Below are 17,039 nucleotides of genomic sequence, written 5' to 3'. Positions count from 1 at the left end.
AGGTGCCCCGTGCTGGGTCCCGTGATTCTCGCCGCCTCGCGCAGCGACAAGATGCGCCGTCTGATCTCGGCCGCCCCGGTGACCAAGCCGGTCGTCGACCGCTTCATCCCCGGTGAGACCGTCGACCAGGTCGTCCCGATCATCAAGGACCTCACGGGCAAGGGCCTCGAGGTCACGATGGACGTCGTCGGCGAGGACATCACCACTCCCGAGCAGTCGTACGCCGCCCGTGACGCGTACCTGGAGCTGATCGGCCGCCTCAAGGAGCTCGGCCTCGGCACCAAGGCCGAGATGTCGGTCAAGCTCTCCATGTTCGGACAGGCCCTGGAGGGCGGCCACGAGCTGGCCCTGGCCAACGTCCGTCCGGTCGTCGAGGCCGCCGCCGCCATCGGCACCACCGTCACGCTGGACGCCGAGGACCACACCACCCTCGACTCGATGTTCGCGATCCACGAGGAGCTGCGGAAGGACTTCCCGCAGACCGGCTGTGTGATCCAGGCCTACCTGTTCCGCACCGAGGCCGACGCCCGCCGCCTCGCCGAGAGCGGCAGCCGCGTCCGTCTGGTGAAGGGCGCCTACAAGGAGCCCGCCGAGGTCGCGTACCAGCAGAAGGCCGAGACCGACAAGGCGTACGTCCGCATCCTGAAGATCCTCATGGAGGGCGAGGGCTACCCGATGATCGGGTCCCACGACCCGCGCCTCATCTCGATCGCCCAGGAGCTCGCGCGGACGGCCGGGCGCAAACTGGACGAGTACGAGTTCCAGATGCTCTACGGCATCCGCAGCGACGAGCACGTGCGGCTCGCCGCCGAGGGCCACCGCATGCGCGTCTACACCGCGTACGGCACCGACTGGTACGGCTATTTCATGCGCCGCCTCGCGGAGAAGCCGGCGAACCTGCTCTTCTTCGCGCGTTCGATCCTCACCAAGGGCTGAGCCCGAACACCCGCTCGACTCAAGGAGTTACGGAACTTATGGACGCTGTGACCCAGGTCCCCACCCCCGTCAACGAGCCGGTGCACGGCTACGCCCCCGGCTCGCCCGAGCGTGCCCGCCTGGAGGTCAAGCTCAAGGAGCTGGCCGAGAACCCGATCGACCTGCCGATGACCATCGGCGGCGAGAGGCGGATGGGCGGCGGCGACCGTTTCGACGTCGTGCAGCCGCACAACCACAAGGCGCGCATCGGCACCTACGCCAACGCCACGCAGCAGGACGCCCAGGACGCCGTGGACGCGGCCCTCGCCGCCGCCCCCGCCTGGCGCGCGATGGCCTTCGACGACCGCGCCGCGATCATCCTGCGTGCCGCCGAGCTGCTGGCCGGCCCCTGGCGCGAGACGCTGGCCGCCTCCACCATGCTCGGCCAGTCGAAGACCGCCCAGCAGGCCGAGATCGACACCCCCTGCGAGCTCGTCGACTTCTGGCGCTTCAACGTCCACTACGCCCGCCAGATCCTCGCCGAGCAGCCGCCGGCGAACTCCCCGGGCGTGTGGAACCGCATGGACCACCGTCCGCTTGAGGGCTTCGTCTACGCGATCACGCCCTTCAACTTCACGGCGATCGCGGGCAACCTGCCCACCGCTCCGGCGCTCATGGGCAACGTCGTCGTGTGGAAGCCGTCCCCGACGCAGACCCACGCCGCCGTGCTGCTGATGCAGCTCCTGGAGGAGGCGGGCCTGCCCAAGGGCGTCATCAACCTCGTCACCGGTGACGGCATCGAGGTCTCCAAGGTCGCCCTGGAGCACCGCGACCTCGCCGGCATCCACTTCACCGGCTCGACCAAGACCTTCCAGTACCTGTGGAAGACGGTCGGCAACAACATCGAGAAGTACCGCTCCTACCCGCGTCTGGTCGGCGAGACCGGCGGCAAGGACTTCGTGGTCGCCCACCCGTCGGCGGACCGCGCGGTCCTCAAGACCGCCCTGACCCGTGGTTCCTTCGAGTACCAGGGCCAGAAGTGTTCGGCGAGCTCCCGCGCCTACGTCCCGGCCTCCATCTGGAACTCCGGTTTCAAGGAGGAGTTCGCGGCCGAGGTCGACTACCTGACCATGGGTGACGTCACCGACCTGTCGAACTTCATCGGCGCGGTCATCGACGAGCGGTCCTTCGCCAAGAACAAGGCGGCCATCGACCGTGCGAAGGCCGACCCGACCTGCACGATCGTCGCGGGCGGCACGTACGACGACTCCGTCGGCTACTTCGTGCGCCCGACCGTCGTCGAGTGCTCGGACCCGGAGAACGAGGTCTTCACGACCGAGTACTTCGGCCCCTTCCTCGCCGTCCACGTCTACGAGGACGACAAGTACGACGAGATGCTGACCCAGATGGAGTCGGCGTCCGACTACGCGCTCACCGGCGCGGTCATCTCCGGCGACCGCGCGGCGGCCGCGTACACGATGGAGAAGCTCCGCTACGCGGCGGGCAACTTCTACATCAACGACAAGTCGACCGGTGCCGTCGTCGGCCAGCAGCCCTTCGGCGGCGGCCGTGCCTCCGGCACCAACGACAAGGCGGGCGCCCCGCAGAACCTGATGCGCTGGACGCTGACCCGCGCCATCAAGGAGACGCTGGTCCCGCCGACCGACTACGGCTACCCGCACATGGGCTGACAGCCGAACGCGGCGGTCGGCCCCCGGGCCGGCCGCCCGTCACCCACTCCGCCCCCGCCCCACGGTCTCCCCCGTCCGTGGAGCGGGGGCGGTTCCAGTTTCCGGCCCCCGGGGCTATCCGGGCAGCTCCGTGCGCTCCCACCACTCGTACACGGGGAGCCTGCCCTCCGGCGAGTCCGCGTGCCGCGGGGTCGCCCTGAAGTGTTCGTAGCCACCCCGCAACGCGATCTTCACGTCCGATCCGGGGTCCGGGGCCGGGACGATCCGATCGGGCAGGTCGTCCGGGCCGCCCTCAAGCAGTGCTCTGGTCGTGTCGCTCATGCCGTCACCGTTTCCCGTTGCCGGAGCCCGATGCGGCATGCCTCGCCGAGGATCAGTCGTGCGGGTGACGCGCCGCGCGGCCGTCGGCGGTCGCGCCGCGGCCGAGGAAGTCCCGGACGAGGGCCGCGATCTGTGCCGCGTGCGTCTCCAGGGCGAAGTGCCCCGTCGGGAGCAGATGGATCTCGGCGTCCGGGAGATCGCGGCGGAAGGCGAGGGCGCCCTCCGGGACGAAGATCTCGTCGTTGCCGCCCCAGACCGCCAGGAGCGGGACCCGGCTGGTGCGGAAGTACTCCTGGAACGCCGGGTAGAGCGCGAAGTTGGAGCCGTAGTCGGAGATCAGGTCGAGCTGGATCTCCGGCTGGCCGGGGCGGGCCATCAGGGCGGCGTCGTGCTCGTAGGCGTCGGGGCTCACCAGGGTCGGGTCCTGGACGCCGGTCAGGTACTGCCACCGGATCCCGTCCGGGCCGCTGATCGCCCGGACCGGCGCCTCCGTCTCGGGGGTGCGCTTCTCGATCAGTGCCAGCACCGGCGCCCAGGCGTCCGCGCCCAGCCCCTCCTCGTAGGCGTTGCCGTTCTGCGTGATGATCGCGGTCACCCGTTCGGGGTGCGCGAGTGCCAGGCGCAGGCCGATCGGGGCGCCGTAGTCCTGGATGTAGAGCGCGTACTCCTTCAGGCCCAGCCGCTCGGTGAACTCCCCGGTGATCTCGGCCAGCCGGTCGAAGGAGTACGGGAAGTCGGTGGCCGCCGGGGCGTCCGAGCGGCCGAAGCCGAGGTGGTCGGGGGCGATCAGGCGGTAGCGGTCGGAGAGCAGCGGCAGCAGGTCCCGGAACATGTGCGAGCTGGACGGGAAGCCGTGCAGCAGGAGCAGGACGGGAGCGTCCGCGGGGCCCGCCTCGCGGTAGGCGATGCGGTGGCCGGCGACGGTGACGGCGCGGTGGTGGACCGGGTGACTGCGCATGATCGGATCCCCTAACCCCTGAAAGTATTTTTAGTGGTGGGATCAGTTCAGCACGACCACCTCTAACTGGTCAAGTAATTTTTAAAGGTTAGGGCACGTGAAGGTGCGGGTCGCGGGTGCGCCCGCCGGTTACTCCGGGCCGGTGGTGCCGCGCGGGACGTCGTCCCAGGTCGGAGCGGTGTGACGCAACCCGCCGTCTCAGATAGTAGGAAGTCCGAGTAATTATGGAGACAGATGCTCCGTCCTCGCCTAGCTTGGAAGAAGCCGAACGTCTCGCTCGACCCAGCGAATGGCGGTCGTGAGCCGGAGCCCTTGGCAGGCAACCCCTGCGGCACCGCTCCCCGCCCCTCCGGCGTCTCGTAAATCCCTCATCGCACTTCCGGTCGCCCGTGCGGGCGCCGCCGGAGGCAAGGAGTCGATTCATCATGGCCGAGACGACCGTCCGCCGAGTCCGTCACCTCTCGCGCACGAGCAGCGAGTCCGACCGCAAGAACGCCGCCGCCGCGCTCCAGCGCGCCCTCGACCGCAGGGACAACGGCGGAGAGACGGGCCACTGAGGCCCGACGCCCTCTCGACCGGGAGCCGCACCCGCAGGGGTGCGGCGCGGGGTCCCGCCCCGCGTCGCACCTCGTCGACGTGCCGTCCCGGCTGCCGTGCCGTCAGGTTCCGCGCCGCACCTCGAAGCGGTCGACGCGCTCACCGCTCTGGGCCAGCGCCGACACCGTGAGCCGGGGCGAGGGGCCCGCCTGCGCCTCCACCGAGAGGAACGAGAAGCCGGTGTACCGCACCCGTGACCATTCCACGGTGTCCGTCTTCCGTTGCTTCGACTTCGTCCAGTGGAAGGTCTCGACGGCCTCGTGGCGCGTGACCTTGCCCTCGAAACTGTCCTCGACCCCGGTGGGGAAGCGGTAGAGGCTCCTGCCCGCGCCGCCCGCCGTCACGTACACGATCCCGTCCCGGGTCGGATCGGTCGAGGCGCCCACCGGAACCCGCCTGCCCACCGTGCCGCCCTTGATGGCGTCGGTGCGCTCGTACACGTGGTTGTGTCCGTTGATCACCAGGTCCACCCGGTGTCTGTCGAACAGCGGCACCCAGGCGTCGCGCACGCCGCCGTCCGAGGCGTGCGTCGACGTCGAGTAGGCGCAGTGGTGGAAGAAGACCACGACGAAGTCGACCCGCTCGCGCAGCTCCCCGAGCCGCTTGTCGAGCCAGGCGGTCTGCCGGCCGTCCGAGTAGCCCTTGTTGGCGGGGATCTCGTACGACACGTCGTTGGCGTCCAGCGCGACGATGCCGACGTTGCCGTACACGAACGAGTAGGCGCCCGGCGCGTTCCGGGGGTCGAAGCCGTTGGAGGGGAGCGCCCAGCGCGCCGACTGGCCGCCGTAGCCGTTCGGCGAGTACCAGGCCTCCATGTCGTGGTTGCCGGTCGTCACCATCCACGGCACGGTCTTCGCGACCGTCTCGGTCTGCTCGAGGAACAGGTCCCAGGCGGCCGGGTCGTAGGTGTCCGACCGTTGGCCGAGTCCGAGCCCGTCCGCGTAGCAGATGTCGCCCGCGTGCAGATGGAAGGCGGGCCCGCGGCCCAGGAGCACCTTGTCGTTGGCCAGTGCGTCAGGGGTGACGCCCTGGTCGCCGAAAGCGGTGAAGACGAACTTCTCGGGGTGCGCGGGCGCCGTGCGGAAGTGGCCGATCGTGGGGTGGCGCTCCTTGCTCGCCGGGTCGAAGCCCTCGTGGCCGACCCCGTAGTAGTACGTCGACCCGGGGCGCAGTCCGTCGAGCGCCGCGTGCAGGTAGTACTGGTCCAGGGCGGCGCGCTGCCCGGTGAGGCCCGGGGTGTGCAGAGGGCGGACCTCGGCCTCGATCCTGCGGCTCAGGTCCCAGGGTGTCGAGCCCACCCGGATGTACGGCTTCCTGACCGCGAACGGCACCTGCCAGGAGATCCGCATCTGGGTCTTCGGGTCCGCGCCGAAGGCGAGGTGGCGGCCGAAGGGCGTGACGGCGGAGCCGGGGGCCTTGCCGGTGGCCCGGTTCGGTGAGGGGCCGGACGCCACACGGGCGGGGGCCTCGGCGCCCTGGGCGCAGCCGGCCAGCAGCCCGCCGCCCGCGAAGGCGCTCGCCGCCACGAGGGCCCGGCGCCGCGTGAGCCTCGTCCTCAGGTACTCGTACTGCTCCGCCATGCTCATCCCGCGCGCGAGTTCGTACGGGATACCGACGTCGGGGACGGGGGACTCGGGGGAGGGCCCCGTGGAGGGAGCGGTCATGTCTGGAAAGTTCCCAGTCCGCGCCAACGGCGTTCATACATACGGGTGAACGTGGGTCGAAGCGTGCACGTGCCGCGACACCCTCCTGTCCGTATGGCGGACATCGTGTGTCATTCCATGGGACAAGGAGTACGGTGCCGTCATGTCTCGCAGCATCGATCTCGCAGTGATCCCCGGTGACGGCATCGGCCAGGAAGTCGTGGCCCAGGGGCTCAAAGTCCTCTCCGCCGTCCTCCCGCAGGACGTGAAGCTGGAGACCAGGGAGTTCGACTTCGGCGCCCGGCGCTACCACGCCACCGGTGAGACCCTCACCGACGCCGACCTCGACGCCCTGAAGGGGCACGACGCCATCCTGCTCGGCGCGATCGGCGACCCCTCGGTCCCGTCCGGCGTCCTGGAGCGCGGCTTCCTCCTGAAGCTCCGCTTCGCCTTCGACCACCACGTCAACCTGCGTCCGTCGAAGCTCCTGCCCGGTGTCGCGACCCCGCTCGCCGGTCAGCCCGAGATCGACTTCGTCGTGGTCCGCGAGGGCACCGAGGGCCCGTACACCGGCAACGGCGGCACCATCCGCAAGGGCACCGAGCACGAGGTCGCCACCGAGGTCTCCGTCAACACGGCCTTCGGTGTCGAGCGGGTCGTCCGTGACGCGTTCGCCCGCGCCCAGGCCCGCCCGCGCAAGAAGCTCACGCTGGTCCACAAGAACAACGTGCTGACCTTCGCGGGCCACCTGTGGACGAACATCTTCAACAAGGTGGCCGAGGAGTTCCCCGAGGTCACCACCGACTACATCCACGTGGACGCGGCGACGATCTTCCTCGTCACGCAGCCGGAGCGCTTCGACGTGATCGTCACCGACAACCTCTTCGGCGACATCATCACCGACCTGGCCGCGGCCGTCTCCGGCGGCATCGGCGTCGCCGCCTCCGGCAACATCAACCCCAGCGGCGAGTTCCCCTCGATGTTCGAGCCCGTGCACGGCTCGGCGCCCGACATCGCGGGCCAGGGCAAGGCCGACCCCAGCGCCACCGTGCTGTCCGTCGCCCTGCTCCTGCGCCACCTCGGCTACGAGGCCGAGGCCGCCCGGATCGAGGAGGCCGTCTCCGCCGACCTCGCCGAGCGCGTCGGCAAGCCGGCCCGCAGCACCGAGGAGATCGGCGACGCGCTCGCCCTGCGAGTAGCCGGCTGACCCGCCGCACCGCCTACGTTCCGTAGCAGCCGCCGGGTCGCATCCGCGCCCGGCGGCTTTCGCTGTGCCCTCGCCGGGTGCCACCATCGACCCCTGGGTCATCCCCGGGGCGGTCCCGGGGCATTCCCCGGGCCGTGTTCACACCGTTTCGTCCACGGTCCTCCGCGCGCGATAATCGAGGCGGAGCCGCGGAACGAGGGAATGCTCGGACGTCCTAGCACTGGCCACGGACGGTTCGGGTGTGAGAGCGGCCCGTCACATACAACCGGTGAAGGACAAAACCACTCATGACGCAGCCCACGATCGAGCTCAAGCCCTCCGCCAGTCCGCTCGCCGCCGCCGAGCGCGAGGCGATTCTGGCCAACCCCGGGTTCGGCCGCCACTTCACCGATCACATGGTGACGGTCAAGTGGACCGAGGGCCGCGGCTGGCACGACGGCCAGCTCGTCCCGTACGGACCGCTCTCCCTCGACCCGGCGAACATGACCCTGCACTACGCGCAGGAGATCTTCGAGGGGCTCAAGGCCTACCGCCGGCCCGACGGCTCCGTCGCGACCTTCCGCCCCGACAAGAACGCCAAGCGCTTCCAGGCCTCCGCGCGCCGGCTCGGCATGCCCGAGCTTCCCGTGGAGACCTTCGTCGAGGCCTGTGACGCGCTCGTCCGCCAGGACCGCGACTGGGTTCCCGCGCACGGCGGCGAGGAGTCCCTCTACCTGCGCCCGTTCATGATCGCGACCGAGGTCGGTCTCGGCGTGAAGCCCGCCAACGAGTACCTCTTCCTCGTCATCGCCTCGCCCGCCGGCGCCTACTTCGCGGGCGGTGTGAAGCCGGTGTCGATCTGGCTCTCCGAGGACCGCGTCCGCGCCGTTCCCGGCGGCATGGGCGACGCGAAGACGGGCGGCAACTACGCCGCCTCGCTCCTCGCCCAGAAGGAGGCCGCCGCCAAGGGCTGCGACCAGGTCTGCTACCTCGACGCGGTCGAGCACAAGTGGATCGAGGAACTCGGCGGCATGAACCTGTACTTCGTGTACGGCGACAGGATCGTCACCCCGTCCCTCACCGGCTCCATCCTGGAGGGCGTCACCCGCGACTCCCTGCTGACCGTCGCCCGCGACCTCGGCTACACCGCCGAGGAGGGCCGCGTCTCCATCGACCAGTGGCAGACCGACGCGGAGAACGGCACCCTCACCGAGGTCTTCGCCTGCGGCACCGCCGCCGTCATCACCCCCGTCGGCACGGTCAAGCGCGACGGCACCGAGTGGCGCCAGTCCGGCGGCGAGCCCGGCAAGGTCACCCTCCGCCTCCGCGAGGCCCTGCTCGACATCCAGCGCGGCATCACGGAGGACACCCACGGCTGGATGCACCCGCTGGCCTGATCCCCGCACACCTTCGTCCGGTCCCCGTCTTCCCAACAGGGTTACGGGGACCGGCTGTTGGTTCGACGCGTAGCGTCCCGGCGACACGGGTATCCACTCAGTCCACGGGGGGAGCGTGTCCTCCGTCGCGCCCGCACGGCCACGGAGGGAGCGCAGGTGAGGGCAAGGTCGCCACTGTCACGGCCGAGCTGGCTGCTGCGCACCCTGCGCACGCCGCGCCGTCCGCAGAGCCTCACCGTCCTCGGCCTGCTCGCCGCCGTCGCCACGCTGCTGCTCTGGAGCAGCCGCCGGATGGACAACTACGAGGAGAACCTCACCCTCAACCTCGGCACCGACATCATCGGCGTCGTCGTCACCGTCTTCGTGATCGGCCCGCTGATCAGCCGCGCCCAGGAGGGCCGGGTCCGCGAGCACACCCGGCTGGACTACGAATGGTTCAGCGCCCAGGTCTTCGGCGCGACCTCGAACGTCAAGGTCCTCGACACCTTCTCCAGCGTCTTCGGCCCGCAGTTCTCCGAGCGGCTCTTCCGCGGGATCAAGGCGGCCACCGCGCACGGCGCCCGCGTACAGATCCTGCTCCTGGACCCGGACTCCCTGGCGGTCATCCTGCGCGGCCGTGAACTGGGCGAACAGAGCGCCGACATTCGCCGGGACATCATGCGCAACCTGCGCACCCTGGACCGCTTCGCGCACCGGCTCGACGAGGACTGCCGCCATCTCCTCGAAGTGCGCCTGTGTTCCACGTCCCCCGGTGTGACCCTCTACCGCTGGGACGACCGCTCCCTCGTCTCCTTCCTCACCGTCGGCCGTCTCTCCGGCGAGGGCGTCCAGCTCGAAGTGGCCGTCCGTTCCCCGCTCGGCACGTTCGTCGAGCAGCGGTTCGACGAACTGTGGCAGCAGAGCAAACCCATGGAGGAGTTCACCCATCTGCCGGTGACCCTCGTGGACGCCACGGACGGGCGCAGGCTTTTCAGCTGCCAGTTCGTCTACGCGGACGACACGCTGTACGTCGCCGGGCACGACCTCGTGTCGTACATGGCACGCCACCGACTGGACCAACTGTCGGCGCACAGTGATGCCTTGAGCGCCCCCGGCGCACACGAACTGGTCGTGGTGGACGACGAGAGCGCCCTGCACGCCTTACTCATCCAGCACTTCGCGGAGAAGTACGATGCGAACTTGACCGTGACCGCTTTCGTGGAGCTACGGCCGCAGGCTCTCGTCGCGGAATAACGGGATGTCGGATTATCGGAACAGGGGTCCCGGTCGCCAATGTGCTCAGCGCTCCACCCGGCTCCGAACGCGAGCACAGGCTCCCTCGGTACGCATCCCCGCTTTCGTGCCTTCACCCCGCGTGACCTGGATGGCCTGCTCCGGGGCGTGGCGCTGTCGCCCGACGAACGGCTCGCCCTGCGGGCCGTCGCGGCCGTCCTGCCCTTCCGGACGAACAGCTATGTCGTCGACGAGCTGATCGACTGGGCGGCCGTGCCCGACGACCCGATCTTCCGGCTGACGTTCCCGCAGGCCGAGATGCTGCCCGAGCCCGACCTCAAACAGATGGCCGACCTGCTCTCCCAGGACGCCCCGAAGACGGACGTGCTGCGCGCGGCCCACGAGATCCGGATGAAGCTCAACCCGCATCCCTCGGGTCAGCTCGACGCCAACGTCCCCGTGCACGAGGGCGTCCGCCTGACCGGTCTCCAGCACAAGTACCCGGAGACGGTGCTGATCTTCCCGCGCCAGGGCCAGACCTGCCACGCCTACTGCACGTACTGCTTCCGCTGGCCGCAGTTCGTCGGCGAGTCCGACCTGCGCATCGCCACCGACGACATCGCCGCCACGTCGGCCTATCTGCGCGCCCACCCGGAGGTCACCAGCGCCCTGATCACGGGCGGCGATCCGCTGGTGATGAGCACCGAGGTGCTGCGCCGGTACGTCGAACCGCTCCTGGAGATCGACACGATCCGGTCGATCCGTATCGGGACGAAGTCGCTCGCCTTCTGGCCGTACCGTTTCCTCACCGACCGCGACGCGGACGACCTACTGAGGCTGCTGGAGAAGGTGGTCGCGAGCGGCCGGAACCTCGCCCTGATGGCCCACTTCACGCATCCCCAGGAGCTGCGGCCCCCGGCCGTGCGCGCGGCGATGCGCCGGGTGCGCGACACGGGGGCCGTGATCCGCTGTCAGGGTCCGCTGGTCAGGGGGATCAACGACAGCGCCGGGGCGTGGGCCGAGCTGTGGAACGAGACGACCGCGCTGGGGGCGGTGCCCTACTACCAGTTCGTCGAGCGGGACACCGGCCCGCAGGGCTACTTCGGGGTGCCGCTGGCCCGCTGCCACGAGATCTTCCGCGACGCCTACGCCCAGGTGTCCGGGCTCGCGCGGACCGTGCGCGGCCCGGTGATGTCGGCGATGCCGGGCAAGGTCTGCGTGGACGGGACGGCGGAGGTCGCGGGCGAGAAGGTCTTCGTGCTGCACCTCATCCAGGCCCGCGATCCGGACCTGGTGGGGCGCCCGTTCTTCGCCGCCTACGACGAGCGCGCCACCTGGTGGAGCGACCTAAAGCCGGCTTTCGGCGCGGGCCGGTTCCTGGACGGGCTCGATCCGGTGTGACGTGGCGTTCGCCGTCAGGGCCAGGTAGGTGAGGCCGCCGACCAGGCCGGAGAGGATGAAGCTGCAGTCCACTCCGCCCGTCAGGGACAGCAGCGGGCCCTCGTACGACGGCAGGGACACGGCCAGGAGGCCGACCGCGGCGCCCAGCGCCCAGGCCGCCGTGGCCCGGACGTTCCAGCCGGCCCGGTACCAGTAGACGCCGCCGTGCGAACGGCGGTTGAAGACCTGGAGGGCGTCGGCGTCGTAGATCCCGCGGCAGCGGACGAAACCGATCAGGGTGATGACCGCCCACGGCGTGCCGATCGCGGTCAGCAGCAGGACGAACGACGTCATCGCGGACTGGGCGTTCCAGGCGTAGTGGCCGACGAACACGCAGAGCATGGCGACGACGGCGACCGCGCAGGTGGCCCGGGCGCGCGAGGCGCGGGGCAGGATCGCGTCGAGGTCGAGGCCCATGGAGTACAGCATCAGACCGGCGTTGCCCACCGAGCCCGCGGAGGCCGCCAGCAGCAGCGGGACCAGGTACCAGCCGGGGGACGCGGAGACCAGCGGTCCCGCGTAGTCGAGGGCCGCGCGGGCCCCGTACGCGGTGAAGGTGCCGAAGAGCTGGGGCACCAGCAGACCGGCGATCAGGCCGAGCCAGGTGCCGTGCAGGACCGTACGGGAGGAGTGCCGCTCGGGCGAGATGTAGCGGGTGTAGTCACCCAGCAGCGTGATGAAGGCGATCGGGCCCGACAGACCGGCGGCGACGGCGGCGAGCAGCCAGGTGGGCCAGAACGAGCCGAGCAGATAGCCGCCCGCCTCCGGGAGCGCCGCGGTGGTGAAGTGCGGGGCGTACGCGATCACGCCGACCACGAGCAGGGCCGACATGCCGATCGCGAGGGCGCGGGACATGGCGAGCAGCACCCGGTAGCCGTAGACGGCGCCCGCGACCGTGGCGGCGGCGAGCACCGTGTACACCACGGCGTACGAGACGCCGTTCGCCGGGAGTCCGAAGAGGCGGCCGAGGACGCCGATCATCACGTCACCGCCGATCCACACGGTCAGCGCGGTGTAGCCGAGGGCGAGCAGGAGGCCGACGACCGAGCCGACCAGCCGTCCGCGCACGCCGAACTGGGCGCCGGAGGAGGTGGAGAGGTTGGTGCCGGTCCTGAGCGAGACCAGGGCCAGCGGCGCGGTGAGCGCGGTTCCGACGACCGTGCCTGCCACGATCGAGCTCACGGAGGACCACCAGTCGAGCCCGAACGAGGGCGGCAGCCAGCCGAAGATGATCACCCCGAGGCAGAGGTTGGAACCGAGCAGGATCGACACGAGGTCGCGCGGCCCGCTGGTGCGTTCCTCGTCCGGGATCGTGTCGACTCCGCGCTGTTCGATCGGCATGGCTGGTCTCCTTTGACGGCCACCTGGCGTGGTGCGGGCGGCATCACGAGTTAGAGCGACGCTCAATGTGGTGCCTCCGATGCTTATCCGTCAATGTTTCCCTTCCATGAATCCGACGTTTAGAGTGATGCTCTAAACGGAGGAAGGCGAGGAGGTGTCGCGGCGTGAGACTGACCCCCACGGAACGTGACCGACTGCTGCTGTTCTCGGCCGCCGAGCTGGCCCGGGCCCGCCGGGCGCGCGGCCTCAGGCTCAACGTGCCGGAGGCCACCGCGCTGATCGCGGACACCGTCTGCGAGATCGCCCGCGACGGCGGACGCCTCGCCGAGGCCGTCGAGGCGGCCCGGTCCGTCCTCGGCCCCGAGGACGTCCTGCCCGGCGTCGCGGACATCGTGACCGAGGTGCACGTCGAGGCCGTCTTCGACGACGGCTCGCGCCTCGCCGTGGTCGGCGACCCCATCGGCGGCGGCCTCGGCGAGCGGGCACCCGGCGCCCTGCTGCCGGGCCCCGAGCACGCCGAGCCCGAGGCCGTCGTCCACCTGACCGTGACGAACACGGCCGCGGTGCCCGTCTCCGTCACCTCCCACTTCCACTTCTTCGAGGCCAACCCGCGGCTCGACTTCGACCGCCCGGCCGCCTACGGCATGCGGCTGGCCGTCCCGGCCGGCTCCTCCGTCCGCTTCGGCCCGGGGGAGAGCGGCGAGGTGGGGCTCCTGCCCATCGGCGGAGCACGCGTCGCGATCGGCTTCGCCGGTCTGGTCGACGGCCCCCTGGACGCGCCCGGAGCCAGGGAAGAGGCCCTGCGCCGGGCCGCCGCCTGCGGCTACCTCGGCGTACCGGACACCCGCGAGAAGGAGGCCGGGCGATGAGCCGCCCCGGAGGACACCCCGCCGAGGCGCGCCGCCTCACCCCGTACGAGTACGCCGCCACCCACGGCCCCCGCGCCGGCGACCGGGTCCGGCTCGGCGACTCGGGGCTGACCATTCGCGTCGAGTCCGACGCCCAGCTCCCCGGCGACGAGTTCCTCGCCGGGTTCGGCAAGACCGCCCGCGACGGACTGCACCTCAAGGCCGCGGCCGTCCGGGACACCTGCGACGTCGTCATCAGCAACGTCGTGGTCATCGACGCCGTCCAGGGCATCCGCAAGGTGTCCATCGGCATCCGCGAGGGCCGCATCTGCTCGATCGGACGGGCCGGCAACCCCGACACGCTCGACGGCGTCGACGTCGTCGTCGGCACCGGCACGTCCATCGTCTCCGGCGAGGGACTCATCGCCACCGCCGGAGCCGTCGACACCCACGTCCATCTGCTGTCGCCGCGCATCATGGAGGCCTCGCTCGCCTCCGGCGTCACCACGATCATCGGCCAGGAGTTCGGCCCGGTCTGGGGCGTCGGCGTCAACTCGCCCTGGGCGCTGCGCCACGCGTTCTCCGCCTTCGACGCCTGGCCCGTCAACATCGGCTTCCTGGGCCGGGGTTCGTCCTCCCACGACGCCCCGCTCGTGGAGGCACTCGCCGAGGGCGGCGCGAGCGGCTTCAAGGTCCACGAGGACATGGGCGCGCACACCCGCGCCCTGGACACCGCGCTGCGCGTCGCCGAGGACCACGACGTCCAAGTGGCCCTGCACAGCGACGGGTTGAACGAGTGCCTGTCGGTCGAGGACACCCTCAAGGTGCTCGAGGGCCGCACCATCCACGCCTTCCACATCGAGGGCTGCGGCGGCGGCCACGTCCCGAACGTCCTGAAGATGGCCGGCGTCCCGAACGTCATCGGCTCCTCCACCAACCCGACCCTGCCCTTCGGCCGGGACGCGGTCGCCGAGCACTACGGCATGATCGTCTCCGTCCACGACCTGAAGACCGACCTGCCCGGCGACGCCGCCATGGCCCGCGACCGCATCCGCGCCGGGACCATGGGCGCCGAGGACGTCCTGCACGACCTGGGCGCCATCGGCATCACCTCCTCCGACGCCCAGGGCATGGGCCGTGCCGGCGAGACCGTGCGCCGCACCTTCGCCATGGCCGGCAAGATGAAGGCCCAGTTCGGCGCCCCCGAGGACCACGACAACGAACGCGTCCTGCGCTACATGGCCAAACTGACCATCAACCCCGCCATCGCGCACGGCCTCGCCCACGAGGTCGGCTCCATCGAGACCGGCAAGCTCGCCGACATCGTGCTGTGGCGCCCCGAGTACTTCGGCGCCAAACCGCAGCTCGTCCTGAAGGCCGGCTTCCCGGCCTACGGAGTGGTCGGCGACCCGAACGCCGCCACCGACACCTGCGAACCCCTCGTCCTCGGACCGCAGTTCGGAGCGCACGGCGCGACCCCCGCCGAGATCTCCGTGGCCTTCGTCGCCCAGGCCGCCCTCGACCAGGGCAACGACACCATGCCCACCCGCCGCCGCCGTGTGGCGGTCCGCGGCACCCGCGGCATCGGTCCCGCCGACCTGCGCCTCAACTCCCGTACCGGAGCGGTCGACGTGGACGGGCGCACCGGCCTCGTCACCCTCGACGGCGAACCGCTGCACTCCGAGCCCGCCGACGCGGTCTCCCTCAACCGCCTGTACTTCCTCTGATGGACACAGCCTGTAAGGAACACCCCATGTCTGCTGCCGCCGACGGCTTCCGCATGCCCGCCGAGTGGACCCCGCACGAGCGCACCTGGATGGCGTGGCCGGGCCCCAACCCCACCTTCGACAGCCCCGAGGACCTCGCCGCCTCCCGTGCCGCCTGGGCCGAGGTGGCCCGCGCGGTCCGCCGCTTCGAACCCGTCACCGTCGTGTGCGGCCCGGGCCAGTCCGGGCCGGCCGCCGAACTCCTCGGCCCCGGCATCGACACCGTCGAGCGGGAACTCGACGACGCCTGGATGCGCGACATCGGCCCCACCTTCCTCACCGACGGACAGGGCGGACTCGCCGCCGTCGACTGGACGTTCAACGGCTGGGGCGCCCAGGACTGGGCCCGCTGGGAGCACGACTCCAAGATCGGCGCCCAGGTCGCCGAACTGGCCGGCGCGAAGACGTACGCCTCGCGGCTGGTCAACGAGGGCGGCGCGATCCACGTCGACGGCGAGGGCACCGTGCTGCTCACCGAGACCGTCCAGCTCGGCCCCGAGCGCAACCCCGGCTGGAGCCGCGAGCAGGTCGAGGCGGAGATCCACGCCCAGCTCGGCACCGAGAAGGCCATCTGGGTGCCGCGCGGCCTGACCGGCGACTACCCCCCGTACGGCTTCGGCACCCTCGGCCACGTCGACATCGTCGCCGCCTTCGCCCGGCCCGGCGTGATCGTCGCCCACTCCCAGCAGGACCCCGCGCACCCCGACCACGAGGTGAGCCGGGAGGTCATCGGGCTGCTCAAGGCCCAGACCGACGCGCGCGGGCGCGCCATCGAGGTCGTCGAGGTCCCCGCCCCGACCGCCCTGGAGGCCGACGGCCACTGGGCCGACTACTCGTACATCAACCACTACCTCTGCAACGACGGCGTCGTCCTGTGCGGCTTCGACGACCCGCGCGACGAGACCGCCGCGGACATCTTCCGCCGGCTCTTCCCCGAGCGGACCGTCACCCTGGTGGACGCACGTACGATCTTCGCGGGCGGCGGTGGCATCCACTGCATCACCCAGCAGCAGCCGAAGGTCTGACAAGGGGAGTCACGGATGGCCGGTGCGCGGAAGAACGCGCCACCGCGCGAGGAGGTCCTCGCCGCCGCCATGGAGATGATCGCCGAACGCGGTCTGGAGAAACTCACCATGGCGGCGCTCGGCCGTGAGGTCGGCATGAGCAGCGGCCATCTCCTCTACTACTTCCGCTCCAAGGACGAGCTGCTGCTGCGCACCCTGGAGTGGAGCGAGGGCCGCCTCGGCGCCGAGCGCGGCCGGCTGCTCGCCGCGCGCGGAACCGCCCGCGAGCGCCTGGACGCCTACGTCGACCTGTACGTCCCCGACGGCCACCGGGACCCGCACTGGACCCTGTGGCTGGAGGTCTGGAACCACTCCCAGAACGCGGACGACGACGCCCGGGACCGCCAGGCCGCCATCGAGGGCGCCTGGCACCGGGACCTCGTCGCGCTGCTCGCGGAGGGCGTCTCGCGCGGCGAGTTCCGGCCCGTCGACGCGGACCGCTTCGGCGCCCGGCTGCGCGCCCTGCTGGACGGCTTCTCCATCCATGTGGCGATCGGCCTGCGCGGCACCAGCCGCGAGCAGGTCCTGTCCCACGTGCGGGAGTTCCTCGACGAGTCGCTGCGCTGAGCGGCCGGCGTCCGCCGATCATGTAGCCCAGTGCTCGCATCCTGAGACACCGTGTGATCACGGGGGCGGTATGTGCCACACTGCCCCCGTGCT

Annotated in this window: 15 protein-coding genes; 11 read left to right on the top strand and 4 right to left on the bottom strand. The window is 70.7% G+C overall.

The genetic code is table 11. The features are described 5' to 3' along the window. Window positions 1-9: 9 nt before the first annotated feature. Both ACIQ7M_RS32745 and pruA read left to right on the top strand, forming a co-directional pair. Window positions 10-936, top strand: a complete 927-nt coding sequence (locus ACIQ7M_RS32745) for a proline dehydrogenase family protein (protein ID WP_355761564.1) — start codon at window positions 10-12, stop codon at window positions 934-936. 38 nt (window positions 937-974) lie between these two features. Beyond that, entirely contained in the window at window positions 975-2,606 is a 1,632-nt protein-coding gene (gene pruA / locus ACIQ7M_RS32740; protein ID WP_355761567.1) for an L-glutamate gamma-semialdehyde dehydrogenase, read from the top strand. 114 nt (window positions 2,607-2,720) lie between these two features. On the opposite strand, the gene ACIQ7M_RS32735 is transcribed toward pruA, so the two are convergent. Together ACIQ7M_RS32735 and ACIQ7M_RS32730 are read right to left on the bottom strand one after the other, a co-directional pair. Further along, window positions 2,721-2,927, bottom strand: coding sequence for a DUF5988 family protein (locus ACIQ7M_RS32735; protein ID WP_355761570.1), 207 nt, complete (start codon window positions 2,925-2,927; stop codon window positions 2,721-2,723). 52 nt (window positions 2,928-2,979) lie between these two features. Further along, window positions 2,980-3,885: an alpha/beta fold hydrolase gene (locus ACIQ7M_RS32730; protein WP_386984170.1), complete on the bottom strand. Its 906-nt coding sequence runs from the start codon at window positions 3,883-3,885 to the stop codon at window positions 2,980-2,982. 425 nt (window positions 3,886-4,310) lie between these two features. Here ACIQ7M_RS32730 and ACIQ7M_RS32725 point away from each other — a divergent pair, with 425 nt between their 5' ends. Then, window positions 4,311-4,442: a hypothetical protein gene (locus ACIQ7M_RS32725; RefSeq protein WP_355761576.1), complete on the top strand. Its 132-nt coding sequence runs from the start codon at window positions 4,311-4,313 to the stop codon at window positions 4,440-4,442. A gap of 102 nt (window positions 4,443-4,544) precedes the next feature. Here ACIQ7M_RS32725 and ACIQ7M_RS32720 read toward each other — a convergent pair whose 3' ends face one another. Then, complete coding sequence (locus ACIQ7M_RS32720) at window positions 4,545-6,146, bottom strand: purple acid phosphatase family protein (protein ID WP_403651048.1); 1,602 nt, start codon at window positions 6,144-6,146, stop codon at window positions 4,545-4,547. A 142-nt stretch (window positions 6,147-6,288) separates the two neighbouring features. On the opposite strand from ACIQ7M_RS32720, the gene ACIQ7M_RS32715 reads away from it, so the two are divergent. From ACIQ7M_RS32715 to ACIQ7M_RS32700, 4 genes are all read left to right on the top strand, one after another. After that, window positions 6,289-7,332, top strand: a complete 1,044-nt coding sequence (locus tag ACIQ7M_RS32715) for a 3-isopropylmalate dehydrogenase (RefSeq protein WP_403651046.1) — start codon at window positions 6,289-6,291, stop codon at window positions 7,330-7,332. Window positions 7,333-7,619: 287 nt separating this feature from the next. Continuing rightward, entirely contained in the window at window positions 7,620-8,708 is a 1,089-nt protein-coding gene (locus ACIQ7M_RS32710) for a branched-chain amino acid aminotransferase (protein ID WP_355761583.1), read from the top strand. Between the two features lie 156 nt (window positions 8,709-8,864). Next, window positions 8,865-9,941, top strand: a complete 1,077-nt coding sequence (locus tag ACIQ7M_RS32705) for a hypothetical protein (protein ID WP_403651044.1) — start codon at window positions 8,865-8,867, stop codon at window positions 9,939-9,941. 147 nt (window positions 9,942-10,088) lie between these two features. Further along, window positions 10,089-11,321 (top strand): KamA family radical SAM protein, encoded by a 1,233-nt coding sequence (locus tag ACIQ7M_RS32700; protein ID WP_386984165.1) that lies wholly within the window; start codon window positions 10,089-10,091, stop codon window positions 11,319-11,321. Here the strand turns inward: ACIQ7M_RS32700 and ACIQ7M_RS32695 are convergent. Next, on the bottom strand, window positions 11,268-12,701 hold the full coding sequence (locus ACIQ7M_RS32695; RefSeq protein ID WP_355761591.1) for a cytosine permease: 1,434 nt from the start codon (window positions 12,699-12,701) through the stop codon (window positions 11,268-11,270). The genes ACIQ7M_RS32700 and ACIQ7M_RS32695 overlap by 54 nt on opposite strands. A gap of 164 nt (window positions 12,702-12,865) precedes the next feature. Here ACIQ7M_RS32695 and ureA point away from each other — a divergent pair, with 164 nt between their 5' ends. From ureA to ACIQ7M_RS32675, 4 genes are read left to right on the top strand one after another with little or no spacing between them, the layout of a single operon-like run. After that, window positions 12,866-13,570 (top strand): urease subunit gamma, encoded by a 705-nt coding sequence (gene ureA / locus ACIQ7M_RS32690; protein WP_355761594.1) that lies wholly within the window; start codon window positions 12,866-12,868, stop codon window positions 13,568-13,570. Then, the gene (locus tag ACIQ7M_RS32685) at window positions 13,567-15,276 is read left to right on the top strand and encodes an urease subunit alpha (RefSeq protein ID WP_403651041.1); all 1,710 of its coding nucleotides are present in this window, start codon (window positions 13,567-13,569) and stop codon (window positions 15,274-15,276) included. The genes ureA and ACIQ7M_RS32685 overlap by 4 nt, the downstream gene beginning before the upstream one ends. 26 nt (window positions 15,277-15,302) lie before the next feature. Next, the gene (locus ACIQ7M_RS32680; RefSeq protein ID WP_403651039.1) at window positions 15,303-16,340 is read left to right on the top strand and encodes an agmatine/peptidylarginine deiminase; all 1,038 of its coding nucleotides are present in this window, start codon (window positions 15,303-15,305) and stop codon (window positions 16,338-16,340) included. Between the two features lie 15 nt (window positions 16,341-16,355). Beyond that, a complete protein-coding gene (locus tag ACIQ7M_RS32675; protein ID WP_386984157.1) occupies window positions 16,356-16,946 on the top strand; it encodes a TetR/AcrR family transcriptional regulator in 591 nt (196 codons plus the stop codon). Window positions 16,947-17,039 lie beyond the last annotated feature (93 nt).

This window comes from Streptomyces sp. NPDC096324 (assembly GCF_044763015.1).
In the GTDB taxonomy this organism is placed as follows: Bacteria; Actinomycetota; Actinomycetes; order Streptomycetales; family Streptomycetaceae; genus Streptomyces.
The sequence above is the reverse complement of the archived record's forward strand: the minus strand, read 5'-3'. Positions and strand labels throughout refer to the sequence as shown.